30 protein-coding genes and 1 other annotated feature are annotated in these 25,560 nt (G+C 44.4%); of the genes, 26 read left to right on the top strand and 4 right to left on the bottom strand.

What is annotated here, in order from left to right:
* Nucleotides 1-28: 28 nt before the first annotated feature.
* The 21 genes from recD2 (at nucleotide 29) to QNH15_RS16600 (ending at nucleotide 18,852) form a co-directional block, all read left to right on the top strand.
* Complete coding sequence (recD2, locus tag QNH15_RS16700; RefSeq protein WP_283895613.1) at nucleotides 29-2,329, top strand: SF1B family DNA helicase RecD2; 2,301 nt, start codon at nucleotides 29-31, stop codon at nucleotides 2,327-2,329.
* Between the two features lie 43 nt (nucleotides 2,330-2,372).
* Nucleotides 2,373-2,843 (top strand): PRC-barrel domain-containing protein, encoded by a 471-nt coding sequence (locus QNH15_RS16695; RefSeq protein ID WP_283889393.1) that lies wholly within the window; start codon nucleotides 2,373-2,375, stop codon nucleotides 2,841-2,843.
* A 23-nt stretch (nucleotides 2,844-2,866) separates the two neighbouring features.
* Nucleotides 2,867-3,064: a hypothetical protein gene (locus QNH15_RS16690; protein ID WP_283889392.1), complete on the top strand. Its 198-nt coding sequence runs from the start codon at nucleotides 2,867-2,869 to the stop codon at nucleotides 3,062-3,064.
* 10 nt (nucleotides 3,065-3,074) lie between these two features.
* Entirely contained in the window at nucleotides 3,075-3,260 is a 186-nt protein-coding gene (locus QNH15_RS16685) for a DUF3918 family protein (RefSeq protein ID WP_283889391.1), read from the top strand.
* A 109-nt stretch (nucleotides 3,261-3,369) separates the two neighbouring features.
* The gene (locus QNH15_RS16680; RefSeq protein WP_283889390.1) at nucleotides 3,370-4,452 is read left to right on the top strand and encodes an AI-2E family transporter; all 1,083 of its coding nucleotides are present in this window, start codon (nucleotides 3,370-3,372) and stop codon (nucleotides 4,450-4,452) included.
* Nucleotides 4,453-4,477: 25 nt separating this feature from the next.
* Nucleotides 4,478-4,695, top strand: a binding site (T-box leader).
* An 81-nt stretch (nucleotides 4,696-4,776) separates the two neighbouring features.
* Nucleotides 4,777-7,413, top strand: a complete 2,637-nt coding sequence (gene alaS, locus QNH15_RS16675; protein ID WP_283889389.1) for an alanine--tRNA ligase — start codon at nucleotides 4,777-4,779, stop codon at nucleotides 7,411-7,413.
* A gap of 61 nt (nucleotides 7,414-7,474) precedes the next feature.
* A complete protein-coding gene (locus tag QNH15_RS16670) occupies nucleotides 7,475-7,747 on the top strand; it encodes an IreB family regulatory phosphoprotein (protein ID WP_061972686.1) in 273 nt (90 codons plus the stop codon).
* Nucleotides 7,747-8,175 carry a Holliday junction resolvase RuvX gene (gene ruvX, locus QNH15_RS16665; RefSeq protein ID WP_061972688.1) on the top strand — a complete coding sequence of 143 codons (429 nt, stop codon included), beginning with the start codon at nucleotides 7,747-7,749 and terminating at the stop codon, nucleotides 8,173-8,175. The genes QNH15_RS16670 and ruvX overlap by 1 nt, the downstream gene beginning before the upstream one ends.
* A gap of 9 nt (nucleotides 8,176-8,184) precedes the next feature.
* Nucleotides 8,185-8,481: a DUF1292 domain-containing protein gene (locus tag QNH15_RS16660; RefSeq protein ID WP_061972691.1), complete on the top strand. Its 297-nt coding sequence runs from the start codon at nucleotides 8,185-8,187 to the stop codon at nucleotides 8,479-8,481.
* A gap of 181 nt (nucleotides 8,482-8,662) precedes the next feature.
* Nucleotides 8,663-9,802, top strand: a complete 1,140-nt coding sequence (gene mltG / locus QNH15_RS16655) for an endolytic transglycosylase MltG (RefSeq protein ID WP_283889388.1) — start codon at nucleotides 8,663-8,665, stop codon at nucleotides 9,800-9,802.
* 49 nt (nucleotides 9,803-9,851) lie between these two features.
* Entirely contained in the window at nucleotides 9,852-10,508 is a 657-nt protein-coding gene (locus QNH15_RS16650) for an O-methyltransferase (RefSeq protein ID WP_283889387.1), read from the top strand.
* Nucleotides 10,509-10,530: 22 nt separating this feature from the next.
* Entirely contained in the window at nucleotides 10,531-11,172 is a 642-nt protein-coding gene (gene udk / locus QNH15_RS16645; protein WP_283889386.1) for a uridine kinase, read from the top strand.
* 164 nt (nucleotides 11,173-11,336) lie between these two features.
* Nucleotides 11,337-11,813 (top strand): transcription elongation factor GreA, encoded by a 477-nt coding sequence (gene greA / locus QNH15_RS16640; RefSeq protein WP_061972701.1) that lies wholly within the window; start codon nucleotides 11,337-11,339, stop codon nucleotides 11,811-11,813.
* A gap of 96 nt (nucleotides 11,814-11,909) precedes the next feature.
* Nucleotides 11,910-13,646 (top strand): peptidoglycan D,D-transpeptidase FtsI family protein, encoded by a 1,737-nt coding sequence (locus QNH15_RS16635; RefSeq protein ID WP_283889385.1) that lies wholly within the window; start codon nucleotides 11,910-11,912, stop codon nucleotides 13,644-13,646.
* A gap of 86 nt (nucleotides 13,647-13,732) precedes the next feature.
* Nucleotides 13,733-14,362, top strand: a complete 630-nt coding sequence (locus QNH15_RS16630; RefSeq protein ID WP_061972706.1) for a YrrS family protein — start codon at nucleotides 13,733-13,735, stop codon at nucleotides 14,360-14,362.
* 198 nt (nucleotides 14,363-14,560) lie between these two features.
* The gene (locus tag QNH15_RS16625) at nucleotides 14,561-15,208 is read left to right on the top strand and encodes a class I SAM-dependent DNA methyltransferase (RefSeq protein ID WP_283889384.1); all 648 of its coding nucleotides are present in this window, start codon (nucleotides 14,561-14,563) and stop codon (nucleotides 15,206-15,208) included.
* Nucleotides 15,209-15,232: 24 nt separating this feature from the next.
* Entirely contained in the window at nucleotides 15,233-15,937 is a 705-nt protein-coding gene (mtnN, locus tag QNH15_RS16620; RefSeq protein ID WP_283889383.1) for a 5'-methylthioadenosine/S-adenosylhomocysteine nucleosidase, read from the top strand.
* The gene (locus QNH15_RS16615) at nucleotides 15,930-16,397 is read left to right on the top strand and encodes an S-ribosylhomocysteine lyase (protein ID WP_061972714.1); all 468 of its coding nucleotides are present in this window, start codon (nucleotides 15,930-15,932) and stop codon (nucleotides 16,395-16,397) included. The genes mtnN and QNH15_RS16615 overlap by 8 nt, the downstream gene beginning before the upstream one ends.
* A gap of 14 nt (nucleotides 16,398-16,411) precedes the next feature.
* Nucleotides 16,412-17,335: a PLP-dependent cysteine synthase family protein gene (locus QNH15_RS16610; protein ID WP_283889382.1), complete on the top strand. Its 924-nt coding sequence runs from the start codon at nucleotides 16,412-16,414 to the stop codon at nucleotides 17,333-17,335.
* Nucleotides 17,336-18,469 carry a bifunctional cystathionine gamma-lyase/homocysteine desulfhydrase gene (locus QNH15_RS16605; protein ID WP_283889381.1) on the top strand — a complete coding sequence of 378 codons (1,134 nt, stop codon included), beginning with the start codon at nucleotides 17,336-17,338 and terminating at the stop codon, nucleotides 18,467-18,469. It abuts the gene before it with no gap.
* Nucleotides 18,470-18,612: 143 nt separating this feature from the next.
* On the top strand, nucleotides 18,613-18,852 hold the full coding sequence (locus QNH15_RS16600; protein WP_283889380.1) for a YrhC family protein: 240 nt from the start codon (nucleotides 18,613-18,615) through the stop codon (nucleotides 18,850-18,852).
* 66 nt (nucleotides 18,853-18,918) lie between these two features.
* Here the strand turns inward: QNH15_RS16600 and menA are convergent, their stop codons facing one another.
* Nucleotides 18,919-19,809 (bottom strand): 1,4-dihydroxy-2-naphthoate octaprenyltransferase, encoded by an 891-nt coding sequence (gene menA, locus QNH15_RS16595; RefSeq protein ID WP_283889379.1) that lies wholly within the window; start codon nucleotides 19,807-19,809, stop codon nucleotides 18,919-18,921.
* Between the two features lie 603 nt (nucleotides 19,810-20,412).
* Between menA and QNH15_RS16590 the strand changes: the two genes are divergently transcribed.
* From QNH15_RS16590 to QNH15_RS16580, 3 genes are all read left to right on the top strand, one after another.
* Nucleotides 20,413-20,562, top strand: a complete 150-nt coding sequence (locus tag QNH15_RS16590; RefSeq protein ID WP_240482347.1) for a YrzI family small protein — start codon at nucleotides 20,413-20,415, stop codon at nucleotides 20,560-20,562.
* Nucleotides 20,563-20,697: 135 nt separating this feature from the next.
* Nucleotides 20,698-20,847 carry a YrzI family small protein gene (locus QNH15_RS16585; protein ID WP_139168389.1) on the top strand — a complete coding sequence of 50 codons (150 nt, stop codon included), beginning with the start codon at nucleotides 20,698-20,700 and terminating at the stop codon, nucleotides 20,845-20,847.
* Between the two features lie 97 nt (nucleotides 20,848-20,944).
* Complete coding sequence (locus QNH15_RS16580) at nucleotides 20,945-21,112, top strand: hypothetical protein (protein ID WP_283889378.1); 168 nt, start codon at nucleotides 20,945-20,947, stop codon at nucleotides 21,110-21,112.
* Here QNH15_RS16580 and QNH15_RS16575 read toward each other — a convergent pair whose 3' ends face one another.
* Both QNH15_RS16575 and QNH15_RS16570 read right to left on the bottom strand, forming a co-directional pair.
* On the bottom strand, nucleotides 21,113-21,847 hold the full coding sequence (locus tag QNH15_RS16575; protein WP_283889377.1) for a TPM domain-containing protein: 735 nt from the start codon (nucleotides 21,845-21,847) through the stop codon (nucleotides 21,113-21,115).
* Nucleotides 21,847-22,413, bottom strand: coding sequence for a LemA family protein (locus QNH15_RS16570; RefSeq protein WP_061972730.1), 567 nt, complete (start codon nucleotides 22,411-22,413; stop codon nucleotides 21,847-21,849). Before QNH15_RS16570 ends, QNH15_RS16575 begins: the two co-directional genes overlap by 1 nt.
* Before the next feature lie 152 nt (nucleotides 22,414-22,565).
* On the opposite strand from QNH15_RS16570, the gene QNH15_RS16565 reads away from it, so the two are divergent.
* Nucleotides 22,566-22,766, top strand: coding sequence for a CsbD family protein (locus QNH15_RS16565; RefSeq protein ID WP_283889376.1), 201 nt, complete (start codon nucleotides 22,566-22,568; stop codon nucleotides 22,764-22,766).
* A gap of 222 nt (nucleotides 22,767-22,988) precedes the next feature.
* Nucleotides 22,989-24,296 carry an alpha/beta hydrolase gene (locus tag QNH15_RS16560; RefSeq protein ID WP_283889375.1) on the top strand — a complete coding sequence of 436 codons (1,308 nt, stop codon included), beginning with the start codon at nucleotides 22,989-22,991 and terminating at the stop codon, nucleotides 24,294-24,296.
* 46 nt (nucleotides 24,297-24,342) lie between these two features.
* On the opposite strand, the gene QNH15_RS16555 is transcribed toward QNH15_RS16560, so the two are convergent.
* The gene (locus QNH15_RS16555; RefSeq protein ID WP_283889374.1) at nucleotides 24,343-25,548 is read right to left on the bottom strand and encodes a nitrate/nitrite transporter; all 1,206 of its coding nucleotides are present in this window, start codon (nucleotides 25,546-25,548) and stop codon (nucleotides 24,343-24,345) included.
* Between the last annotated feature and the right edge of the window lie 12 nt (nucleotides 25,549-25,560).

The raw sequence follows: 25,560 nt of genomic DNA, 5'->3' as shown, positions 1-25,560 counted from the left end.
GAATTATTATGAAGTCAGGAGACAAATGATGGATAAACAGTCTTCTTTCGATTTATTCGATGAACAAGCAAAATATGTAAAGGGCACGTTGATTACAACTATTTTTTTTAATAAGGAAAACCTGTACACCGTAGCCCGCATACGTGTTCATGAGACTAATGAGGCGTATGACGAAAAAGAAGCCGTCATTACCGGGATCCTCCCGCCGCTTTACCAGGATGACCGTTATATTTTCTTTGGGCATTTTAAAGAACATCCAAAGTACGGCAAGCAATACCATGTAACGCAATTTCGCAAAGACATACCACAGACGAAGGAAGGTATGGTTCAATATTTATCGGGTGATTTGTTTCATGGCATTGGCAAAAAGACGGCACAGGCCATTGTGGACCATCTGGGAGAAAATGCGCTATCTTCCATTCTGGAAAATCCCGATGTTCTCAATGGAATTCCGCAGTTGAATGAGGAAAAGGCGAAAAACCTGTACGATGCTCTCGTTGAACATCAGGGTCTCGAACAAGTTATGATCACTCTGAATCCCTTTGGTATAGGACCTCAGCTGTCCATGAAAATTTACCAAACCTATCAGGAAGAAGCCCTTCATATTATCCAAAACAACCCGTATCAGCTCATCTACGATATTGAAGGCATCGGTTTTCAGCGGGCAGACGAACTCGGAAGAGGGATCGGACTGTCCTATAACCACCCTGAAAGAATCAGAGCGGGCTGTCTTTATGTTCTTCAGGAAAGGGGAACCGATGCAGGGCATGTTTATCTGCCTGCAGACTTTGTGCTGGATGAAGTGAAAAAATTGCTGACAAATGGGGAAGCGCCTATTAGTGACAGCGATATTTTCCGTGAAATCGAAGCGCTTCGGGAAGACAAAAAAATGATGATGGAAGAAGACCGGCTGTATTTGCCGTCTCTTTACTTTTCCGAAAAAGGGCTGGCTGAATCGGTAACAGGAATTGCCGGACAGGAAGAATATAAAGAAGCGTTTCCGCAGGCGGAATTTTTAAAGGCGTTGGGTGAGCTTGAAGAGCGGCTCGGTATTCAATATGCCCCTTCGCAAAAACAAGCGATTGAAACGGCCATTTTTTCGCCGCTTATGGTTCTTACAGGAGGACCTGGAACCGGGAAAACAACGGTCATTAAAGGGATCGTGGAAGTCTATGCGGAGCTTCATGGCGTTTCGCTTGATCCAGCCTCATATAAAAAAGATGAGCCGTTTCCGGTGCTTCTTGTTGCCCCGACCGGGCGTGCCGCCAAACGGATGTCGGAATCAACAGGCATCCCAGCATTCACCATCCACAGGCTGCTCGGCTGGAAGGGCGGAGCGGGCTTTGAACATACCGATGAAAATCCGCTTGAAGGCAAACTCCTGATAGTGGATGAAATGTCCATGGTGGATATTTGGCTTGCGCATGCCCTTTTTAAAGCAGTGCCCGGAAATATTCAAGTGGTGATTGTGGGAGATGAAGATCAGCTGCCTTCTGTCGGTCCCGGCCAGGTATTACGCGATTTCATTTCTTCGAAAGTCATACCGACGGTTGAATTGAAGGATATATACAGGCAGGCCGAAGGGTCTTCCATCATTGAACTCGCTCATCATATGAAAAACGGTGTTCTTCCAAACGACCTTGCAAAGAGAAAGTCGGACAGAAGCTTCTTTTCATGCCAGACCCATCAGGTGATGGAAGTGGTTAAGCAGGTGTGTCAAAACGCGCGTCAAAAGGGATATACGGCCCGGGATATTCAGGTACTCGCCCCCATGTATCGCGGGAACGCGGGCATCGATATCCTGAATCAAAAACTACAGGAATTATTTAATCCGCCTTCACCGCAAAGGCGCGAACTAAACATCCAGCAGGTAGTTTATCGGGTCGGAGATAAAGTGCTTCAGCTCGTTAACCAGCCGGAAGACCTTGTGTACAACGGGGATATGGGTGAAATAGTATCGATCATTTATGCTAAAGAAACAACGGACAAAGAAGACCAGCTCGTTGTGGCGTTTGATGAAGTGGAAGTGGTTTATACACGCTCTGATTTTCATCACATTACTCACGCCTACTGCTGTTCCATCCATAAATCCCAGGGGAGTGAATTTCCCATTGTCATCATGCCTGTTGTAAAAAGTTATTTCCGTATGCTGAGACGGAATTTAATTTATACCGGCATTACAAGGAGTCGGGAGTTTTTAATCCTGTGCGGGGAAGAATCTGCTTTTGAACTGGCAGTCCAAAGAAATGATGAAGCGTCCAGATTTTCCCGTCTGAGGGACCGGCTGACTCAATATCAGATGGAAAACCTTTCAAGCATGAATCCCTGACAGAGGTGGGATGATAAGGATGTTCGGAAGGGTGGGGGTTACTTTGCGAACATTTTCATTTTTAAAAGGGAAAAAAGCTGTTCTTTCGGCTAACCGAAAAACCATCGGTAAAGTCGAAGATATACTGACAGATTCAAGGGGAAATGTGCTGGGCTTCATTTTATGCGGAAACAGCCTTTTCTTCCGGAAAGCGTATCTGCCGTATGCGTCAGCCAGGATTCAGGAGGAGGACTCCGTTCTGCTTTGCAGCTGCAGACCATCCAGGGTGCCTTCCTATTCAAAAGGAACATTCCGGATGGAAAAACATCCTTGCTGCCTGCTGAAGCAGGCTCTCTTATCCAAGGATGGAGAGACAGAAGCGGTGGTTGAGGATGTATACTTTTCAAAGGATTGGGGCAGGATTGTAGCCATTGAGGTATCAAAAGGATTGTTTTCGGACTGGACGGATGGACGATCGCTGATTTATTCGCATGAGCCGTTGCATATCGGAAAGCAGTCACTTTTTGTACGATAGTGCTATAAAGGAGGACCCCACATTTGAAATGCCCCAACTGCAGCCGTAAGGATATCGGCAAGATCGGCGCTAATCAGTATTATTGCTGGAACTGCTTTATTGAATTATCCATTGTAAATGGCACACTGTCCCTTCACCAGGTGGAAGAGGATGGCAGCTTGACCTCGCTGGATGATCTGTTTGAGGATCAAGATTTGTCCTACAAGGCGGATGTCCAATAAGCAGGCTAACTTGATAAAAGGGTTGGTGACTTCAATGAACAGCTATATAAAACCCGTACTTGCCCTCGGTCTTTGGGCAGCTATCTACGGAATGAAATCCCGGAAAAACGGGATGAGCTTTATGGGGATGGATGATATTCTGTCCTCAAAACGCGTACGACGACTGCGTAAAAGACTGGCAAAAGCCATTTATTAATGAAAAGAAAGTCCATGCTTAGAAGCATGGGCTTTTTTGATGGGTTGAGCTTTTCCTTTTCTTACATGAAAAATGGACAGGAGGAAACAATAAGGGAGGAGGTGATACCATGCAGCGGGAGAATTACATAAAGTGGATCATCCGTTTATCTCTTCTCGTTTTGCTGTTTCTTTGCGGCTGGCTGCTGTTGAAACTGGCCCCTTTTTGGGCTCCTGTTCTTACGATTCTAAAAGCCGTGCTGTTTCCTTTTTTTATTGCCGTTTTCATCACCTATTTACTTCATCCGCTGGTGGAAATACTTCATCGGAAGGGCATGCCGCGCAGCATATCCATTTTGTGCATTTACCTGCTTTTTTTCGGCGGAACTGGTTATGCCCTATACAAAGGAATACCCTATATGATCCTTCAGATCAGGGAATTGGCGTCTAATCTTCCCACCATATCAAAAACGTATCAAAGCTGGCTGCTTGAAGTGGATCATCATACAGCAAGCCTTCCGAAATCCATTCACCTCAGAATTGAGGATTATATTCATTCAGGTGAACGTTATTTGCAGAAAAGCGCAGCCAATGTCATTGGCTCTATTAAAAAACTTGTGGATTATTTTTTTGTACTCATCATTATTCCTTTCCTTGTTTTTTACTTTTTAAAGGATATTGACGGCATTAAACGGGTATGCTGGTACTTGACGCCGCAGAAGTGGAGAAGAGAAGGAAGACAGGTTCTCAAGGAAATTGATGGTTCGCTGGGAGGTTACATCCGGGGGCAATTATTTGTGGGAACGCTTCTTGGGGCTGCCGCTATGCTTGCACTGTGGCTCGCCGGTATGCCGTATCCCATTATATTGGGGATTATTATTGCTATCACGGATATTATTCCGTATTTTGGGCCCATTCTTGGCGCTGTACCGGTCATCTTCATCGCGTTTACCATTTCTGTTAAAATGGTTCTCATTGTGGCCGGCATCATGCTGGTTTTGCAATTCATCGAAGGAAACATTTTGGGTCCGCTGATCGTGGGGAAAAGCCTTCACATCCATCCCGCATTGATCATTATGGCGCTGCTGGCTGGCGGTGAAATCGGAGGGGTGGCCGGGCTGATCCTGGCTGTGCCTGTGTTTTCAATCATGAAGGTTATTATTGTGCATATACGGAACCACCGGCTGCGAGCCAAGATTGACAAGATGCCCTAGAAGGAATTATACTACTGCTAGATAAAGCAAAACGATGATGGAGATAAGTATGTTTTGACCCTTTTCCAAGAGAGGAAACCCCCGGCTGTAAGGTTTCTAAAAGGAAAGACAGAAAGCTACTCCCGAGTGCAGTTAATCCCTGCCGGTGAAACCCCGTTACGGTTTACATAAGGTGATGATTTCGGTGTTCAGCTTAAATCATAACCAGGGTGGTACCGCGTGATAACAACTCTCGTCCCTGATGCAGAATCAGGAACGGGAGTTTTTTATTTTGGCAGAACAGGGCGCTACCGCTTTTTCTAATAATGAAAGGAGAGTGGAAAGATGAAAACTTTAACGTCTGCTCAAGTAAGACAAATGTTTCTTGATTTTTTCCAGGAGAAGGGCCACAGTGTGGAGCCGAGCGCTTCCCTTGTGCCTTATGAAGACCCGTCACTTTTGTGGATCAACAGTGGGGTTGCTACCCTTAAAAAGTATTTTGACGGCCGGGTGATTCCGGAAAACCCGAGAATAGTTAACGCTCAGAAATCAATCCGTACGAATGACATTGAAAATGTGGGGGTTACCGCACGCCACCATACGTTCTTTGAAATGCTCGGAAATTTCTCCATCGGTGATTATTTCAAAAAAGAAGCGATCATCTGGGCCTGGGAATTCTTGACCAGTGAAAAATGGATCGGTTTTGATTCAGAGAAACTCTCAGTCACTATCCATCCGGAAGATGATGAAGCCTATGAGCTTTGGAACAAAACCGTAGGGGTGCCGCCAGAACGCATTATTCGTTTGGAAGGGAACTTCTGGGATATCGGAGAAGGGCCAAGCGGACCGAATACAGAAATTTTCTACGACCGAGGAGAAAAATACGGCAGTGATGCAAATGATCCTGAGTTGTACCCGGGTGGGGAAAATGACCGTTACCTCGAAGTATGGAACCTGGTATTTTCCGAGTTCAACCATAATCCAGACGGAACGTACACACCGCTTCCAAAGAAAAACATTGATACCGGAATGGGACTCGAACGGATGGTCTCTGTTATTCAGGACGTTCCAACGAACTATGACACGGACTTGTTTATTCCGATCATTCAGCAAACGGAAAAGCTTTCTGGCAGCAAGTATGGCCAATCAAAGGAAGCGGATACCGCGTTCAAAGTGATTGCTGACCATATCCGTACCGTTGCCTTTGCTGTATCTGACAATGCACTTCCATCAAATGAAGGCAGAGGGTATATTCTACGCCGCCTGATCAGAAGAGCCATTCGCTTTGCGAAGCAGATTGGACTTGACCGTCCGTTTATGTTCGAACTTGTTCCAACCGTAGCAGATATCATGGTGGACTATTATCCGGAAGTAAAAGAAAAAGTGCCGTTTATCCAGCGCGTCATTAAAAACGAAGAAGAGCGATTCCATGAAACCATCAATGAAGGACTTGCGATCCTTGAAGAAGTCATCAAAAAGGAAAAAGCAGCCGGAAGCAGCACAGTTTCAGGTAAAGATGCCTTCAAGCTTTATGATACGTTTGGCTTCCCGTTTGAACTGACTGAAGAATATGCTGCAGATCATAACATGGAAGTCGACCGTACAGGATTTGAAAAAGAAATGGAAGGCCAGCGTGAGAGAGCCCGTTCGGCACGTCAGGATGTGGATTCCATGCAGGTGCAGGCCGGTGTGTTAAGCGACATCAAAGCACACAGCGATTTTGTGGGCTATGACGAAGAGCAGAGCACATCAAAAGTATTGGAAACCCTGCAAAACGGAGAGCGCATCGATATCCTTGCCGAGGGAGAAGAAGGCCAGGTCATTCTTGACATTACTCCGTTTTATGCGGAAAGCGGAGGCCAGGTTGCTGACCAGGGCACGATTACAGGCGAAGGACTGGAGCTGTTTGTTAAGGATGTTCAAAAAGCACCGAATGGACAAAATCTCCATACCGTCGTTGTAAAACAAGGAAACCTTCGCAACGGAATAGAAGTTGTCGCTCAGGTTGATACTGAAAAACGTGCGGCTATTGTGAAAAACCATACGGCTACCCACCTGCTGCATCAAGCGCTGAAGGATGTTCTCGGTACTCATGTGAACCAGGCAGGTTCCCTTGTGGCACCTGGAAGGCTTCGATTCGACTTTTCCCATTTCGGCAGCATTTCACAGGAAGAAATCGACAGCATTGAAGATATTGTCAACCAGAAGATCTGGAAGACCATTTCTGTGGATAAAATGCAAAAGCCGATTGAGGAAGCAAAAGCGATGGGAGCGATGGCCTTATTCGGTGAGAAATACGGAAAAGTGGTTCGAGTCGTTCAAATTGGCGATTACAGCCTGGAATTATGCGGCGGCTGCCATGTGCAGAACACCTCGGAGATCGGCCTCTTTAAAATTCTTTCAGAGACTGGCATTGGTGCCGGTACAAGAAGGATTGAGGCTGTAACCGGACAGGAAGCCTATCAGGTCATGAAGGGACAAGTCCAGACACTGCGTGACTCTGCAGCTTTGCTGAAGACCAATGCAAAAGAAGTTCCGAGCCGTATAGAAGCGCTGCAGCACCAGGTGCGTGAGCTCCAGCGGGAAAAAGAGGCATTATCCGCGAAGCTCGGCAATTTCGAAGCAGGAAGCCTGATCAACGAGAAAGTGGAAATCAATGGTGTTCCGGTGATCGTGAAAAAGGTTAATGCTGCGGACATGAATGGTCTGCGCTCCATTGTTGACGATTTGAAAAATAAACTTTCAAGTGGAATTGTCGTACTTGGTGCGGTAAATCATGATAAAGTGAATATTGTCGCGGGAGTAACCAAGGACTTGATCCCAAAAGGCTATCACGCAGGAAAACTTGTAAAAGAGGTGGCTTCACGCTGTGGCGGAGGGGGCGGTGGCCGTCCGGATATGGCGCAGGCAGGTGGAAAAGACCCTGAAAAACTTGATGCTGCCCTGGAATACGTAGCAGAAGCAGTGAAATCTGTTTCCTAATCCCCCTATTAAGGGTACAATGAGGATATAAAGGGAGAAGCTAGAGAAAGAGGTGTTGGCCGTGAGTTCTATGGACAAAACAATGAAGTTTAACTTTCATGACGATTCAATGGATCCCAATGTCCAAAAAGTGCTGTTTTCAGTGTATGAGGCACTTCAGGAAAAAGGATACAATCCGATCAATCAGATTGTAGGCTACCTGTTATCAGGAGATCCAGCTTATATTCCCCGCCACAAGGATGCAAGAACCATGATTCGAAAGATTGAGCGGGATGAACTGATTGAGGAACTGGTTAAATCCTATCTTGACACAAAGAAAGAGGATTCTCTCTGATGACCCGGATTTTGGGACTGGATGTAGGATCCCATACGGTAGGAGTGGCTGTGAGCGATGAGATGGGCTGGACAGCTCAGGGAATCGAAACGGTCAGAAGGAAACCGCATCAGCCCGATGAAGTTTTTGAACGTATTGGCGATTGGATTAAACAGTATGATGTGAAAGAAATTGTGGTCGGCTTGCCCAAAAATATGAACGGATCCATTGGTCCGAGCGGGGAGGCGTGTCAGGAATTTGCCAATAAGGCAGAAGCCAGGTACGGGCTGCCTGTGGTATTATGGGACGAGCGTCTGACGACGATGGCTGCTGAAAAAATGCTGATTTCTGCTGATGTCAGCCGGAAGAAGAGAAAACAGGTCATCGACAAAATGGCCGCGGTTTTAATCCTTCAAGGATATTTGGACAGCCGTCAATTAAAAAAATGAGGTGATCAAATGGCAAACGAAGAAAAAGAACACATTATTATCCCAGGTGAAAACGGAGAAGAGAATCTATTTGAAGTGCTGATGACGATTGATGGCAGCACAACGCCAACCGGCCATTCTTACATTCTTCTTGTACCGGCAGGCGAAGATCAGGAAGATGATAGCGACGAGCAGGAAGTTTTCCCTTTCCGCTTTGAGGACAAAGGAGAAGGCGAAGACGATATCGAGCTCTTCCCTCTGGAAACAGATGAAGAGTGGCAGATGATTGAAGAAACCTTAAACGCATTTCAGGATGAAGAAGAATAAAACGACTTCGCAGCTAAAGGTAAACTTTAGCTGCTTTTTTTATGCAAATTGAACATACTAAATGACTATACCAGTACACTAGAGATTTGAAGATTCATGCTGTTTTCTGTTTCTTTATTATGGAAACTAGACATGAAAATTACTTATCAGTATAATGAAGCAGATGAAAGGGGAGAAAAAGGTGTCACAATATAATGGTGTTCCCGGCGGTCCAACAGGTTTCGGTAAGAAAAAGAGAAAGAAAAGAGTACTTACAGTCCTGGCCGTCATTATAGTGCTGCTGGCAGCGGCTGCTATTTTTGGCTATACATATATTAAAGATGCGCTCGGCCCTGCCGATGCAGGAAATAAAAAGGATGTAACCGTTGATATACCCATCGGTTCTTCTGTCTCAACGATCGGAAAGATTTTGGAAAAAAACAACCTGATCAAAAGCAGTCTGGTCTTTCAGGTGTATGCCAAGACCAAAGAAAATGGGAACTTACAAGCCGGAGTCTATGACCTTAATCCTTCCATGAACATGGACCAATTAATCGCTGCTCTTAAAAACGGAAAAGTATACCGCCATCCTGAAACATCGTTTACCATACCGGAAGGATTTATTGTTCCGCAGATAGCAGAAGTGATTGCGAAAAATACCGGCAAAAGCAAAGAAGAAGTTATGAAGACGATAAATGATCCGGCATTTGTCAAAGAACTCCAAAAGCAGTTTCCTGTGATCGACAATAAAGTATACAACAAAAAAATATACTATCCGCTCGAGGGCTACTTGTTTCCGGCCAAATACGAGTTTGATGAAAAGCAACCGGATGTTAAAGCCGTCATCACAAAAATGGTGCAGAAAACGCAAAGAGTAATGGACGGCCATCAGGAAGAAGTCAAAAAGAGCGGCAAGAAACCATACGAAATTCTCACGTTGTCGTCCATGATTGAAGAAGAAGCCCAGCGGCCTGAAGACCGTCCCAAAATATCAGGCGTATTTTATAACAGGCTTAAAAAAGGGATGAAGCTTGATTCCGACCCGACGGTTAAATATGCCCGCAAGAGCTTTAAAGTGCAGGTTCTCTACAAAGAGCTGAAAGTGGATTCTCCTTATAATACTTACAAGTACAAGGGGCTGCCTATTGGTCCGGTTGCTTCCCCGGGCGAAGAAGCGATTATAGCGGCATTGAATCCTGAACAAACAACGTATTACTTTTTTTATGCACGTCCAAACGGACAAGTCATCTATACAAAAACATATAACGAGCATAAAAGAATCGTTCAGAAATACCGACATGAATGGCAGGAACGTGCAGGAAAAACTAAAAAGAAAACATGACAGGTTGTTTTTATGATATAATGTTTCGGTTAAGTAAGGAGGCATAGCCTTGATATCACAGGAAGTCCAGAATTATATTGAACAATTAATACCCAGTCGGGATATTCGTATTCAAAAGATAGAGGAGTACGCCAAAGAACACGGTGTACCCATTATGGAGCTCGTGGGCATTGAAGTTCTGCTGCAGCAGCTTCGGATGATACAACCCCAAAAAATACTGGAAGTGGGAACGGCTATCGGATATTCAGCGATAAGAATGGCTGAAGCCTTGCCGGATGTGTCTATCGTTACGATTGAAAGAGACCCGGAACGCTATGAGCTGGCACTTCAAAATATAAAAGAATTTGACCTTTCTGAACGAATTGAAGTATTGTTTGGCGATGCCAACGAATTGGTCGCTGAAGCCGGAAAAAAGGCACCTTATGATGTGGTCTTTATTGATGCAGCTAAAGGCCAGTATCAGCGTTTTTTTGAAAGTTATGGAGAGTTTCTCCGGCCAGAAGGCATCATTTTTTCAGATAATATTCTGTTTAAGGGATATGTGACCGGCGATGTTCATCCAGGGACCAGGAGGCTGGCTTCCCTCGTCCGGAAAATACGTTCCTACAATGAATTTCTTATGAATCACAATGGATATACAACTGCCATTTTGCCAGTAGGAGATGGCCTGGGCATCAGCATTAAAAAAGATAACCAGCAGCGTTAGAGATTTCGGAAGGAGAAAGAAAATGGTACAAAAACCGATTGTCATTGGGGTAGCCGGGGGATCGGGCTCCGGAAAAACAACTGTAGCGAAAGAAATTTACCGCCAGTTTGCCGATCAGTCGATTCTCATCATTGAACAGGACTCCTATTACAGAGACCAATCCGATAAAACAATGGATGAGCGCTTGAAAACAAATTATGACCATCCTTTGGCATTTGATAATGAGTTATTAATTTCACAATTAAATGCTCTTTTGGAATTTAAATCCATCGAAAAACCCGTTTATGACTATACAGCGCATACAAGAAGTGATAAAATTATCCCAGTTGAACCGAAAGATGTTATCATTCTTGAAGGAATTTTGATATTGGAAGATGAGCGTCTCAGAGATCTGATGGATATCAAGCTCTTTGTCGATACAGATGCCGATGTACGCATCATCCGACGAATGGTCAGAGATACACGTGACAGGGGACGAACACTTGAATCAGTGATCGATCAATATACATCGGTTGTACGCCCGATGCACAATCAATTCATTGAGCCAACCAAACGATATGCGGATATCATCATCCCTGAAGGCGGACAAAACCGGGTAGCCATTGATTTGATGGTAACCAAAATTCAAACGATCCTTGAAGAAAAAGCAATATTAAAAAAATGAGGCCGAGCCCTCATTTTTTGCTCGTATACTGGATGTTGCGAAGTAAAAAATTTGGCAAGCGCTTTATTTTTTAGTAAGGTGTAAGCATCCACTATACATATCCGATCTATTAGACAACATATATAGTTATCAGGGTACTGATTAATTGAAGGAGTGAATACAGTATGTCAGAAGAGAAAAAGCATTATATGACACTTGAGGGTAAGCAAAAGCTTGAAAACGAACTAGAGCAATTAAAAACTGAAAAAAGAAAAGAAGTTGTAGAACGTATCAAGATTGCCCGCAGTTTCGGCGACCTTTCTGAGAACTCGGAATACGATGCAGCCAAAGATGAACAAGCTTTCGTTGAAGCGCGGATTGTTCAGTTGGAAAAAATGATTCGTGATGCTGTAATCATCGAAGAAAACAAAGCTGCCGGAGATGTGGTTTCCATCGGAAAATCGGTCAAGTTCCTTGAGCTGCCCGATGGTGATGAAGAAACGTACAAGATTGTCGGAAGTGCCGAAGCGGATCCGTTTGAAGGCAAAATCTCCAATGATTCTCCAATGGCCAAAAGCTTGCTCGGCAAGAAAGTAGGAGAGCAGGTCTCAGTTCAGACTCCTGGCGGAGAAATTAGTGTCAGAATCATAGAAGTAAAATAAATGACTCAAGGCGCCAAAGCTCAAGCTTGGCGTCTTTTTATGTTGAACCGTTTAATAATTCCTTCGCGCGACCACACTGGGAGTGAGGTGGTCTCCATGAAAAGGATCCGTAAACGAATAGTTATTGCAGGCGCTTTGTTTCTTGCGGCATTGTTTTTGCTGGTGGGGCGGCTGATTCAAATCCAGCTCATTTCTACAGAATCTTTTTCAAAGCATAACATTAATTTAATCGATGAGAGTGTCAGACAGCGAACCCATTCTTTTATGATCAATGAAGGAAGAGGCTTGCTGCTCGACCGCAAAGGCCAAATGATTTCAGCTGAATTGAAACCGGCGATCATCTTATTTCCATTTATCCAGGACCAAAAAGGTACCATTGACAAGGTGGCAAACATACTGGGAAAGCCAACCGAAGAAATCAAAAGCGCCCTGAAAGACCATGAGGAGCCCTTTGTCATCGCCGATGATCAGGATCAGATCACGCAGGAGGCGATGGAAGAAATTAATGGACTGCAGCTCCCAGGTGTTTATGCTCAATACATCTCCCGAACGAAGCACTCTCCCTTTGCCGGTGCGTTGCTGGGAGTCACCGGACAGGCACCGGAATTCATTAAGAAAAAATACCCCGACAAGCTGAACAAGGGGACAATTACCATTAATACCAAAATAGGAAAAACCGGATTGCAGCAGGCGTTTGACCCTTTTTTGATTTCTGAGGGGGAGACGAAATTAATCTATCATGTGGACCGTTCAGGTTCCCCGTTATTCGGGCTGGACGTCAAGTATTTGTCTCCATCGAATCCTTTTTACCCGGTAAGCGTTAAAACGACAATCGACAGTACCCTCCAGGGGATAATGGAAAAGGCGGTAAAAGCGAGTGGTATCAAAAAGGGAGGGGCTGTGCTGCTCGATATCGAGAAGAATGAACTTCTCGGTATGGTAAGTGTCCCGTATACGTCCGGTTTAATGAAAAATCAAATGCTGAGCCGGCATGCTCCAGGCTCTGTATTTAAAATCGTAACGGCAGCTTCTGCCATCGAGCATCAAGATCTTGCAAGCGGGAAAACATTTGACTGTAACCTCGGTATTGACGGAAAAGAGGCAAAACACGCACTTGGAACGCTTGATTTTTCAGAGAGCTTTGCCCAAAGCTGCAATCGGACGTTTGGATTGCTGGCCAATGAAATAATGAAAGAAGATCCAAAAATGATCGATGAATATTCAGGAAAGCTTGGCTTGACCGGAACATCCGGATGGAGGGGACAAGTATACCATTATCCGGATTTTTCACAGTTTCCGGAAGAAGAAACAGGAAACATATGGGGTGCTTCTTCTGACAAAAAAGTCCCGCTGGCAGTCTCGCAAACGGCGATCGGGCAAAAAGATGTTCAAGTAACACCGCTCTCGGTTGCCAACATGGTTGCGGCCATTGCACGGGGCGGCACGGTAAAGGAAGTTAAAGCGGCAACAGAAATTGAGTATAAAAATGGAACAACGTTTCTTTCTTTTTCTGATCACAAAAAGGAAAACAAGATTGAGCCCTATACAGCAAAGAAGCTGCAAATGCTCATGCGCGGGGTGGTCACCAACCCAAAAGGAACAGGACGTGCTTTAAATGGGCTGCCGTATAAGATTGCAGGAAAATCGGGTACAGCCGAAAAGGGTGACTCCAAAACATCCAATAAATGGTTTTCCGGCTACTTTCCCGCAGACCAGCCGAAATACGCACTGGTCATTGTCGATCTGGACTATAAAGGAGGAACCAATGGGGTCCTTTCCGCTTATTCAGACATCGTAAAACAAATTTACAAAAATGATAAAAAAAATAAATAAGGCACTCGACATACGCAAAATCTCAAACTTGTCGAATTCGTTTATCGTGGTAAAATTGATGTAGGCATAGTTTTGAGGAGGTAAGTATGGGAAGAAAAGAGTACCGTTCTCGTTTTGAGAAACGAAAACAAAATCGAGTGCTAAATATAGCAATTGGAGTCGTGCTATTATTAATCGTGGTAGTGGGAGCAAGCATTTTTATAAACGGAGGCAGCAGCCAGACAACATCATCAAATCATTCAGCCGACAAGAAAGATCAGTCTTCTTCTGTAAATAAAGATTCAAATAAGAACGATGATTCGTCGATCGCTGTTGAAGATAAGAATGACAGTGAGGCTGCTGATGAGAATAAGGATGCTTCCAAAAAAGAAGATAGTGAAGACAAGGATAAAGAAGCCGCTGACAAAGAAAAATCGGAAGATAAGGCGAAAGGCGGTCCTGAAGGTCCTTGGGATCCGGTTGGCACATCTCAAACCGGTGAGCATACAAAATCGTATGACAAAGGATCCTCAGACTGGAGCGAACAGACAAAAGCTCTTTCCTATGCTTCAGGAATTCCTGAAGATCAAATGACCATCCTTTGGCTGGGTAACGGCGGAGGACCGGATAAATCGGTCGGACGAGTCCTTTCAAAAGCCGACGGATCCCGATATGAGGTTCAACTTCAATGGGAAGACGGAAAAGGCTGGAAGCCAACAAGCGTAAAAAAACAATAACAGGGAATTTAATTAAAGCCGGTGGGGAGGCGCAATGCCTCCCTCCGGCTTTTCTTATGTGTTTTTAAAAGGGTAAGAATGGAAGCGCCGTTTCATTGATTATTGCGGATTTCTGTGATAAATTGTAACTTGTAACGATTTAATTCATAGTATAGTGATAGGAATTATATATTTTGTGATAAACGGAGTGAAAATATTATGGGCAGAGAGTTTATTTCACTGTTTGATGAGTGGGCAGAATCCTATGATCAATCGGTTTCAGGAAAAGACGAAGAGTATAGGGAAGTGTTCGAGCAGTATGAACACATTCTCGAAACCGTCGCATCCAAAACGACAGGAACAGTTGTGGAATTTGGAGTAGGGACCGGAAATCTCACAGAAAAGCTGTTGAAAGCGGGAAGAACTGTATACGGTATAGAGCCTTCTTTAGGAATGCGAGAAAAGACAAAAGCCCGTTTTAATGACCTTGAATTGTTAGACGGTGACTTTTTAACGTTTCCACAGCTTCCAGGTGAAGTGGACGCGATCGTAAGCACTTACGCTTTCCACCATCTCACAGATGAGGAAAAGGACTCAGCCATCCAATTATATAGCCAGATTTTAAAAGAAAATGGTAAAATTGTTTTTGCGGATACAGCATTCACTAATGAAGCCGACCGGGAGGAAAGACACCGACTTGTAAAGGAAAAGGGATACCTGAACCTTCTTCAGGACTTGCAGACGGAATATTATACGACCATTGACGTGCTGGATGATCTTTTCCGCAAGCACGGATTTGACGTTTCCTTTGAAAAACTGAACACCTACGTTTGGCTGATGGAAGCTGTTAAGACCAAAAAAATCTGAACAGAAGATACTGGAGTTGTCGCTATGAAAATTGGAATTATTGGGGCTATGGAAGAAGAAGTCATCATTCTCCGCAGCCAACTTGCCGAGAGAAAGGATACAAAGCTGGCCGGATGCGAATTCTATACCGGCCGGATCGATGGACTTGATATCGTTCTTTTAAAATCGGGTATCGGTAAAGTAAATGCAGCCATTGGAACAACGCTAATGATTGAGATGTTTAAACCGGATTGCATTATCAACACAGGTTCGGCGGGTGGATTCCACCAGGATTTAAACGTGGGGGATGTTGTGATCTCCACTGAGGTTCGTCACCATGATGTGGATGCCACCATTTTTGGTTATGAATACGGACAGGTGCCTCAAATGCCCGCCTATTATGTACCGGACCCAGAATTAGTATCTGTTGCAGTAAAAAGCGCGGAAAAAGTCAGCGGTATTCAAGTCGCTAAAGGACTTATCGCTTCCGGCGACTCCTTTATGAGCGATCATGACCGTGTAGAATTTATCCGGACGAAACTTGCGGGTCTTTATGCCGCTGAAATGGAAGCAGCCGCTATTGCGCAAGTGTCTTACCAGTTTAATGTCCCGTTTGTTATTATTCGGTCACTGTCGGATATAGCTGGCAAGGACGCCCGTGTATCCTATGACCAATTTTTGGATACCGCATCGAAGCATTCTGCAGAATTGATTTTATTAATGATTGAGGAGTTGAAACAGAATGGTTAAAAAAATGAATGTAGAAAGTTTTAATCTGGATCATACTAAAGTAGCAGCGCCTTATGTGCGCCTGGCTGGAACCACACAAGGTAAAAACGGAGATGTGATTCATAAATACGATATCCGTTTCTGCCAGCCGAACAAGGATCATATGGATATGGCCGGGCTTCACTCCATCGAGCATTTGATGGCAGAAAACATTAGGAATCATCATGATTCTGTAGTAGACATCAGTCCGATGGGATGCCAGACCGGTTTCTATCTTTCTGTGATCAATCACGATAACTATGAAGAGATTCTCGATGTTTTGGAAAAAACACTGCATGATGTTTTAAAAGCCGAAGAAGTGCCAGCCTGCAACGAAGTCCAATGCGGATGGGCTGCCAACCACAGTTTGGAAGGGGCTAAGCAAATTGCAGAGAAAATGCTTGAGAAAAAAGACGAATGGAATAAGGTATTTGCTGACTAAGAGGAGCCTGAGCAATGACGGTTTACAAAAACATACATGAATTGGTTGGAAATACACCACTGCTTCAGCTGACCCACTTTCCGCTGCCCAATAAGGTGAAACTCTTTGCGAAGCTGGAATACTTTAATCCGGGCGGTAGTGTGAAGGACCGGTTAGGAAGAGAATTACTGGATGAAGCCTTTCGTTCGGGGAAATTGGCTGAAGGAGGAACCATCATTGAGCCGACGGCCGGGAATACGGGTATCGGGCTGGCTCTTGCTGCGCTTAATCGTGGAGTACGTGTCATTTTCGTAATCCCTGAGAAGTTCAGTATAGAAAAACAGGAAATTATGAAGGCGCTGGGGGCAACCATCATCCACACTCCAACAAATGATGGAATCAAGGGGGCTATCAAAAAAACGGAGCTGCTCCTGAATGAAATCCCAGGTTCGTTTACGCCTGCCCAATTTTCCAATCCTTCCAATCCGAAGACGTACTATAAAACACTGGGTCCTGAGATATGGAACGATTTGAACGGTAAGGTAGACATCTTTGTTGCAGGAGCAGGAACGGGAGGCACCTTCATGGGTACTGCACAATTTTTAAAAGAAAAGAATCCATCATTAAAAACGGTGATCGTCGAACCGGAGGGCTCCATCCTTAACGGAGGCCAGTCGGGTCCTCACAAAACGGAAGGAATAGGCATGGAGTTTCTGCCGGACTATATGGACCCTTCTTATTTCAATGCCATTCATACAGTAATGGATACAGACGCGTTTTCCAGGGTGAAGGAACTCGCGCAAAAAGAGGGGATTTTGGTAGGCAGTTCCTCGGGTGCTGCGCTTCACGCAGCCTTGCTGGAAGCAGAAACTGCAGCTGAAGGCTCATCGATTGTCACGATCTTCCCCGACGGAAGTGACCGATATTTAAGCAAGAAGATTTATGAAGGGGGAATTTAAATGAAACGTAAAACAAAATTAATTCACGGCGGGATTCCAAGTGATGCAGCAACAGGCGCTGTTTCTGTTCCCATTTATCAAGTGAGCACATATAAACAGGAAGAAGTCGGAGTCCATAAAGGGTATGAGTATTCCAGAACCGGAAATCCTACCCGTTTTGCACTCGAGGAGCTTGTAAAAGACCTTGAAGAAGGAAGAAGAGGTTTTGCATTTGGTTCCGGCATGGCTGCCATCACTGCAGTCATGATGCTTTTCAGTTCAGGAGACCATGTCATCTTAACGGATGATGTGTATGGCGGTACGTACCGGGTGGTGTCCAAGGTGCTGAACCGTATCGGCATTGAGTCAACACTTGTTGATACAACTAATTTGGATGCCATTAAAGAAGCAATTCAGCCTAATACAAAAGCTCTTTATGTGGAAACACCAACAAACCCGCTGCTTAAAGTAACCGATCTTAAGGCGGTGTCCCAGCTTGCAAAAGAAAGCAGCCTTTTGTTGATCGTGGACAATACGTTCAGCACGCCATATTGGCAAAATCCGATCAAATTCGGTGCCGATATCGTCCTGCATTCAGCAACGAAATACCTTGGCGGACACAGTGATGTGGTAGCCGGAGTTGTTGTAGTAAATGATGACAAACTTGGTGAGGACCTGCACTTTGTTCAAAACTCCACAGGCGGCATTTTGGGACCTCAAGATTCATGGCTTCTTATCAGGGGGATTAAAACACTTGGCTTGCGAATGGAAGCTACGGAAGCCAACACAAAAAAAATCGTGAATTTCCTTTCCGGTCATCCAACGGTTAAAAAAATCTACTATCCGGGTCTTGAGAGCCATCCGCAGCACGAGATTGCCAAAGCACAATCCGGCGGATTCGGAGGCATGATTTCATTCGATGTAGGAAGTGAAGAAAAAGCAACAGAGGTGCTCAGAAAGGTTCGTTACTTTACGCTGGCTGAAAGTCTTGGAGCAGTGGAAAGCCTGATTTCTGTTCCTGCAAAAATGACTCATGCTTCCATACCGGCTGAGCGCCGTGCTGAGCTCGGTATTACCGATGGACTGATCAGAATCTCTGTTGGTATTGAAGATGCTGAAGATTTAATCGAAGACTTAAAAAATGCACTGGCATAAAACGGTATCTGGTTGGTTTAAAAACTCCCGTTCCTCTTTGGAGGAAACGGGAGTTTTTTTCATTTATTTGTCAAAAATTACGTGTGTCTTTGTACCTGTTCTATGTTATTGTAATACAAGAGGTTAGGAGGCTGGTTAAAAGTATGGAATCAAAAGTATTGCAAGACCTAAAGCAGAAGATCCAGGACTATCAGCACTACGGGATTGTCCTATTAGGGCTAAGTTCCTTTATGTATTTGGGAACCGTCATTCCGTTCGCAGGCAAAGACGTAACCGATGAAATCGTCTGCGGAACCACATCATTAACTGGACTAGGATTCACAGCACTTATGTACTTTCAGGCAAAGCGGCTGAAAAAACAGCTTCAGGATATAGAATCATAAATAAAAAAATGACCGGCAGCTTGTGGGCTGCCGGTCATTTTTTTATATGTTGAAATAATAGTTATCTTATATTGATATACCGATTAAGGTGCCTATGCAAAGAAGAATGCCAAAGCCTAAATGAAGCATGGCCGTTAATTCAAGTGAAGTGTTCAATTCTTTGGGATCCCAAGTGCGGAGACTGATGGACAGAGCTTTAATCGCAACGGGAAGTGACAAGAAAGCGAGCAGACTCCATAAAGGAAGCATAGAGATTGCTACCAGGATCAGCAACAGTCCATATGCGCCAATCATTAAAATCAAATATTCAACTCGGGCGCCGGTTCTGCCGAGCAAGCCGGCGACGGTGATTTTGTTAATCAATTTATCGCTGTCAATGTCTCTTAAATTATTGGCCTGCAAAATTGCCATAATCAAAAAGGCATTCGGCAGTGCCATAAGAACAGTACCCCAATCGACGGCAAGTGTCTGGACATAAAACGAACCGATGACGGCAAGTACGCCAAGCGTGGTGCCGGAAGCGAACTCTCCAAACCCGTTATAGGCCAAAGCGTAACGAGTGGCCGTATAGAAATAGCCAATTAAGAGAGATGGAATACCGATATAAAAAATAAAGCGGCCTGTGAGACCTGCCAAAACCAAGCCGATGATACTGCCGAGAGCAAAAAAGATGAGACCGGTAATATGGACTTGTTTTGGGGTCATTTCTCCGCGGTCAATAACGCCTGAAGGGCTGAGTGATCCAGGCTGGTCAGCACCTTTTACATGGTCGTAATAATCGTTGACCAGATTTGTTCCGCACTGCATAAAGACGGCACCAAGGAGTGTTAAAACAAATAGTCCCCAATGAATGCTTGTGGATTGCAGAGCAAGTATGGTTCCAAAAATAACCGGTATGATGGAAGCCGTTAATGAAAATGGCCGTGTAGAAGCCAAAATAACTTTAGGGCTTATCATAATGTTCCTCCTTACTAAAAAACAAATAATGTAGCATAACCATTATAATACAAATGTTTGTGAAAATGTACACAATATACCTGTTCCAACGAAATTGTACTGGCAGGAATGGAATCATTTTCTTTGAGCGGAAAAACGTTATAAAATGGGTGATCTTTTTCCTTTCTTCCGCATATAAATAAATTGTTTGAAAAAAGTGGTTTACAAGTTACCAAGTTATGGTTATACTTACCGTGTAAAGAATAATCAGAATTTATAAAGGAGGTCGAACACGATGATGAGATTACAACCGATTACAGCGTCACTGCAACCTTTTTCTGCACAACTACAACTTCATGCAACACTACGTTGTTCGGCCATTGGACACCAGCTTTTTTGATTTGCGATTTTTGATAAAAAAGCGCCGCAGGCCGAATGATGCCCTGTGGCTTTTTTGCGCCCTTTTATAGGGAAGGCTGCAGGGATCTGACTCCCTGCGGCCTTTTTTTATACAACTAAACGTGAAGGAGATGACAGGAATGATGATTAGCATTGCTTTATTAACCTGGTTTTCACTGGAGAAGGATATGGACTGTTAAATGAATATGAAAGGGGGAATGCCCAATGATTACACTGAACTTGTTTTTTGGAACGATTACGCTATCGTTTCAGGGTAAAATGAACAGCCAAAATGAATTGATTCATCAGCAGCATGTAAAGAAAATGTACCAAGAAACTCAAGAGAAATTGATGAACAATGTTCACATGTATTAAAACCCAAACATGAAAAAAATGAATGAAAAAGGAGAGGGTAGGAATGATGAAGCGAAAACTGGTATTTCTGGATTGGATGGTAACAGAGAAAGATACGACCTGAAAGGGTAAGAAAGCAGGAAAGGAGGAGTCTGTATGCTGACATTGAACCTTTTCTTTGCTACGTTGACCATTTCATTAAGGAAGAATGAAAGAACATACAAAGATTATGTGCATCAACAAAATGTGAACGAATTGTTCGAAGCTGCCCATACGAAGGCTGGCGAGGCGAACTATTTAAGATAAATGAACGGCAAAACCGCCCATGCAAAATCATTGCAGGGCGGTTTTTTTACGGTATGATGAAGATAACGACTTTGGTAAAGAAGGTGGAGAGTCAGCCATGAAAAAAGACATCCATTGCTGTGCAACGTGTGTAAACTTCAAGGCTTCACGGACGGATAAAGGAATGAAATATGAATGTGTGAGACTGGGGTTTGATACGAAGCCTTCCTATAAATTTAATTGCTGGGATCCGAAGGAACGTGTGAAAAAGTGGCTGGAAAAGTAGTTACCAGCCCCTTCCTGCGCCGCCTCCGCCGGATGATCCACCTCCGCCACCCCGGCGTCCTCCGCCTCCACCTCCACCTCTTGAAAGCATGGAAAGAATCATATAGGTGAGGAAACCATTAAAGAATTTGATGTCCAAAAAGATAATGGCCACGATAATGATGATGTAAAACCAGGAAAAGGGGTCCTTTTTCTTCTCCTCGGTCTTTGACGGGAGAGCATCCTGTCCTTTGTATTCTTTTTGTATTTCTTTGGCCAGGGCCTGATACGTATGGATAATGGCCTCATCGTTTTTTCCTTGCTTCAAATAAGGAACTGCATTTTCATCCAGAATTCTTCCAGCTTTGCCATCTGGAATCGCTCCTTCAAGACCATACCCCACTTCGATCCGGATTTTTTTCTGCGAGAGGGCCAAAACAAGCAGAACACCGTTATCCGCTTCCTTTGTTCCAAGTCCAAATTTCCTGAAGGCATCGTTGGCATACGTTTCAATCGGTGTATCTCCAATGGATTTAACCGTAAGAATAGCAAGCTGTGCACTTGTCTGATCTTCCAGCTGTCTTCCCTGGGACAGGAGCTTCGACTTTTCCTGCGGGCTAAGCACGCCTGCATGATCCTGTACATAAATGTCTCCCTCTGGCTCCGGTATCGCATCAGCAGATACCGGAATGGCGGTTGTTAATAATGAAAAAACAACAAACAACCCTAGTAAGAGGGAGAATTTTTTGGGAATCATCAGCTGTTTCCTCCAAAATCAACTTTTGGAGGCTCCTGTGCATTGGCGCTGGCCTTGAAGTATTCTTTTTTATCAAATCCTCCAATCCCTGCAATTAAGGCTCCTGGAAACCTTTTAACTTTTTTGTTATAGGAAGCAACTTTTTCATTATAGTCCCTTCTTGCCACAGCAATTCGGTTTTCTGTACCGGCAAGCTCATCCATCAGTTGGGTAAACTGCTTATCTGCTTTTAAGTTTGGATATCTTTCCTGAATCACAAGCAGGCGGCTAAGGGCACCGGTCAACTGGTCGTTCGCCTGGGCTTCATCCTGAGGGGATTTGGCCCCTGCAAGACGTGCACGGGAATCAGAGATATCTTTAAGAACCTCTTTTTCGTGGGAGGCGTAACCTTTAACGGTGCTGACGAGGTTGGGCACCAGATCAACACGCCGCTGAAGCTGGGTTTCAATCTGGGAATAGGACTGGTCCACATCTTCTTCGCTATTTACGAACCCGTTGTAGCTGGTGAAAAACAGAATCACAAGCACGGCAATAATAAGTACGGGCCATAGCCAACTTTTTTTCATTTGTACATTCCTCAATTCTATTTGGATATTTTTTATTTTTCCCCTATCCTATGATTTAAAAACGAAAAATATGGCGGGTGATTAATATTCCTTGGACATGGGTATATACCACTATAGACGATTATTGAATTTACTAAAGGAGGAACCAATCCATGAATGACGATCAGACACAAGGAAAATTAGACAAGCTGAAAGGCGAGGCGAAACGGGGACTCGGCAAATTGACAAATGATGAAACAACAGAGGCAGAAGGCAACAAGGACAAAATGAAAGGCGAAGCACGCGAGGGAGTCGGCGATCTGAAAGAGAAGGCAGCAGACAAAGTAAATAATGTTTTTGATAACAGAAGATAATACTATAGAGTACGGATGAGGCAAAAGGGCGAAACGTCTTTTTGCCTCATTTTTTATGGGGATCCTCTTCTTTGAAGAGGATTTTTATATGAAGAAATGCCCAAGCCTGCTGGACATTCTTCCTACAAAAGATCTCTTTTTTTATATTTACATTTACTTAAATTGACAAAATTATATAAATATTCAAAGATTAAGTATCTTTAATAATTGGGAGGTTGTTTCATGTATCGTCCGTTGCTTAAAAGGTTTGCTGCATTCTTCCTTGCCCTCTTAATCTTCCCGACGCTGCACACACATGCAGAGGGCCAGGAGCGTTTAAAAGTTGTTTCTGATATTGCCTTATCTGAAAGATTACATGAAATTGTTCTGGACAGTCCGGCGCTGGGAAAACAGACTCCTCTGCGCGTGCTCCTGCCAAAAGATTACCATGAGGACACAAAGAAGAAATATCCTGTGCTTTATATGCTTCACGGCTGCTGCGGTGATTATAAATCCTGGACCGTTGCCGGGGATATTGAAAACATGACAAAGGACTTGCCTCTCGTGATCGTGATGCCAGATGCGGGCAGAGGCGGAAGCTATTCCAACTGGTACAATAATGGAGCTTATGGAAAGCCGGAGTGGGAGACCTATCATATCAATGAACTCATTCCCTGGGTTGAGCAATCCTACCGGGTGAAACATACAAGAGAGGGACGAGCCATTGCCGGGTTGTCCATGGGAGGGTTCGGTTCCTTGTCCTATGCTGCCAGACATCCGGATTTGTTTCTGGCTGCCGCTTCTTTTTCAGGCGTGGTGAATACAAATCTGGATCCCGAATTTCTGGACAAGACGATTTTTCAAAATCAGGAAAATGTGCCTCCGGGCACTGTCTGGGGAGATCGTGCGAACCATGAAATCATATGGAGAAGCCACAATCCGTGGGATCTTGCCGAAAATTTAGCAGGTATGGATTTATCGATTTATACAGGCACAGGTGAAGCGGGCGGTCCCTTGGACGGCGGTGTAGCCTCCCCGGTTGAAGAGATTTGCTACAGCATGTCCACGAGCATGCACAACCGGCTGGAAGAGCTCGGCATTCCGCATGATTGGAACAGCTACGGACCCGGTTCTCATACATGGGGATATTGGAAGCGGGATCTTGCGCAGACACTGCCCCGTTTTATGACGTTGTTTGAGCATCCTCCAAAGGCTCCGCGGCCCTTTTCATATAAATCGGCAGAATCCTCATTTTCCATTTATGGATGGAGAGTTAAAATGAACAGAAAAGCAGAAGAGTTTGCTGAAATCAACCAAGTAACAAAAGCAGGATTTTCAATAACTGGTTCAGGAACCGCGGAAATTAAGACAGCATCCTGGTATCATCCGCAAAAACGATACCTCGTTAAAATGCATGGTAAAGGAAATCATAAGACAATGATCTTAAAGCCGGATCATAACGGAAAACTAAAGTTCAATGTAAAGCTTTCAGCTAATCCATCAAAGGAAGAACAAAACACAATTGCGGTCATGATTCGAAAGCTAGATTAAAAAAACCGCCCTCTTTTCAAAAGAAGAGGGCGGTTTGTATGTGCTCTTACAATTTTATGGAGCTTTTCTGAAAAGCCCATGTCTTCTTCCAGGCGTTTTGTGCGACCATTAAAAGAACAAAGGCACAACCGCCAATCAATGAATATACAATGAAACCGGAAGCGTAAGTGCCTGAAAGTTCCTTTAGTGAGCCAAGGATAATTGGAACAAAGAAACCGCCAACCCCGCCTGCAGCCCCTACAATTCCGGTAATCACTCCAATCTCGTTTTTAAACCGTTGAGGCACCAATTGAAAGACGGCACCATTACCCATGCCAAGGCAGGACATGCCGGCAAATAGCAAAAAAGTGGCTAATGAAAGGGAAGGAAGCTGGCTGACACCGAGCATACACAACGTCACGCCAATCAACAAATAACTCAAAAGCCGGACCCCTCCGATCCGGTCGGCGATCATGCCGCCAATCGGACGGACAATGCTGCCCGCTGCGACACACAATGTAACAAAATTACCGGCTGAAACGCTTGACAAGTGATATTGATCAACGAAAAAAATACTTAAAAAACTGGTCAAGCCTACAAATCCGCCAAAGGTAACACAATAAAGAAGGCAAAAATACCAGGTATCTTTTACTTTCAGCACGTTTAAATAATCTTTGACCGGCTTAGCAGCAGGCTGCGAGGGAGCATCTTTGGTAATGAAAAGATATAAAACCAGTGTGCACAACAGTGGAATGAGTGCGATGCCCATGACTCCGTTCCAACCATAGTGTTCGGCCAGCCTTGGACCAAAAAGTGTGGCAAGCAGTGTTCCGCTGTTTCCGGCTCCTGCAATGCCCATTGCCACCCCTTGAAGGTGCGGAGGGTACCAGCGGCTTGCCATTGGCAAAGCGGCGGAAAAGCTCGCTCCCGCTACACCAAGCAAGAGGCCAATTCCATACAGTTCGGCAATATGTGTTCCCGATAACCAACCCCATAAAAGAGGAATGGTGGTTACCAGCATTCCTCCAACGGCGGTCTTCCTGGGGCCGATTCGATCGGTGAGTACACCGAACAGAAGTCTGAATAACGATCCGCTCAAAATAGGGATGGCGACAATCAGGCCTTTTTGCGAAGGGGAAAGCCCAAAATCCTTTGTAATATAGACGCCCAGAGCACCAAGGAGCACCCAGATCATAAAGCTTACATCAAAATACAAAAAGGAACCTAACAGTGATGGGGCATGTCCGTGACTTCTTAACTCTTTTAGTCTCATTCATCTCTCTCC

This window comes from Fictibacillus enclensis (assembly GCF_030123385.1).
In the GTDB taxonomy this organism is placed as follows: Bacteria; Bacillota; Bacilli; order Bacillales; family Fictibacillaceae; genus Fictibacillus_C; species Fictibacillus_C enclensis.
The sequence above is the reverse complement of the archived record's forward strand: the minus strand, read 5'-3'. Positions and strand labels throughout refer to the sequence as shown.

Bases quoted from the DNA above. Each gene is read 5' to 3' on its own strand.
- recD2 (WP_283895613.1), top strand. From the start codon at position 29: ATGGATAAACAGTCTTCTTTCGATTTATTCGATGAACAAGCAAAATAT.
- QNH15_RS16680 (WP_283889390.1), top strand. From the start codon at position 3,370: ATGCAGCGGGAGAATTACATAAAGTGGATCATCCGTTTATCTCTTCTC.
- alaS (WP_283889389.1), top strand. From the start codon at position 4,777: ATGAAAACTTTAACGTCTGCTCAAGTAAGACAAATGTTTCTTGATTTT.
- ruvX (WP_061972688.1), top strand. From the start codon at position 7,747: ATGACCCGGATTTTGGGACTGGATGTAGGATCCCATACGGTAGGAGTG.
- QNH15_RS16660 (WP_061972691.1), top strand. From the start codon at position 8,185: ATGGCAAACGAAGAAAAAGAACACATTATTATCCCAGGTGAAAACGGA.
- udk (WP_283889386.1), top strand. From the start codon at position 10,531: ATGGTACAAAAACCGATTGTCATTGGGGTAGCCGGGGGATCGGGCTCC.
- greA (WP_061972701.1), top strand. From the start codon at position 11,337: ATGTCAGAAGAGAAAAAGCATTATATGACACTTGAGGGTAAGCAAAAG.
- QNH15_RS16635 (WP_283889385.1), top strand. From the start codon at position 11,910: ATGAAAAGGATCCGTAAACGAATAGTTATTGCAGGCGCTTTGTTTCTT.
- QNH15_RS16630 (WP_061972706.1), top strand. From the start codon at position 13,733: ATGGGAAGAAAAGAGTACCGTTCTCGTTTTGAGAAACGAAAACAAAAT.
- QNH15_RS16625 (WP_283889384.1), top strand. From the start codon at position 14,561: ATGGGCAGAGAGTTTATTTCACTGTTTGATGAGTGGGCAGAATCCTAT.
- mtnN (WP_283889383.1), top strand. From the start codon at position 15,233: ATGAAAATTGGAATTATTGGGGCTATGGAAGAAGAAGTCATCATTCTC.
- QNH15_RS16615 (WP_061972714.1), top strand. From the start codon at position 15,930: ATGGTTAAAAAAATGAATGTAGAAAGTTTTAATCTGGATCATACTAAA.
- QNH15_RS16610 (WP_283889382.1), top strand. From the start codon at position 16,412: ATGACGGTTTACAAAAACATACATGAATTGGTTGGAAATACACCACTG.
- QNH15_RS16605 (WP_283889381.1), top strand. From the start codon at position 17,336: ATGAAACGTAAAACAAAATTAATTCACGGCGGGATTCCAAGTGATGCA.
- QNH15_RS16600 (WP_283889380.1), top strand. From the start codon at position 18,613: ATGGAATCAAAAGTATTGCAAGACCTAAAGCAGAAGATCCAGGACTAT.
- menA (WP_283889379.1), bottom strand. From the start codon at position 19,809: ATGATAAGCCCTAAAGTTATTTTGGCTTCTACACGGCCATTTTCATTA.
- QNH15_RS16590 (WP_240482347.1), top strand. From the start codon at position 20,413: ATGATTACACTGAACTTGTTTTTTGGAACGATTACGCTATCGTTTCAG.
- QNH15_RS16585 (WP_139168389.1), top strand. From the start codon at position 20,698: ATGCTGACATTGAACCTTTTCTTTGCTACGTTGACCATTTCATTAAGG.
- QNH15_RS16580 (WP_283889378.1), top strand. From the start codon at position 20,945: ATGAAAAAAGACATCCATTGCTGTGCAACGTGTGTAAACTTCAAGGCT.
- QNH15_RS16575 (WP_283889377.1), bottom strand. From the start codon at position 21,847: ATGATTCCCAAAAAATTCTCCCTCTTACTAGGGTTGTTTGTTGTTTTT.
- QNH15_RS16570 (WP_061972730.1), bottom strand. From the start codon at position 22,413: ATGAAAAAAAGTTGGCTATGGCCCGTACTTATTATTGCCGTGCTTGTG.
- QNH15_RS16565 (WP_283889376.1), top strand. From the start codon at position 22,566: ATGAATGACGATCAGACACAAGGAAAATTAGACAAGCTGAAAGGCGAG.
- QNH15_RS16560 (WP_283889375.1), top strand. From the start codon at position 22,989: ATGTATCGTCCGTTGCTTAAAAGGTTTGCTGCATTCTTCCTTGCCCTC.
- QNH15_RS16555 (WP_283889374.1), bottom strand. From the start codon at position 25,548: ATGAGACTAAAAGAGTTAAGAAGTCACGGACATGCCCCATCACTGTTA.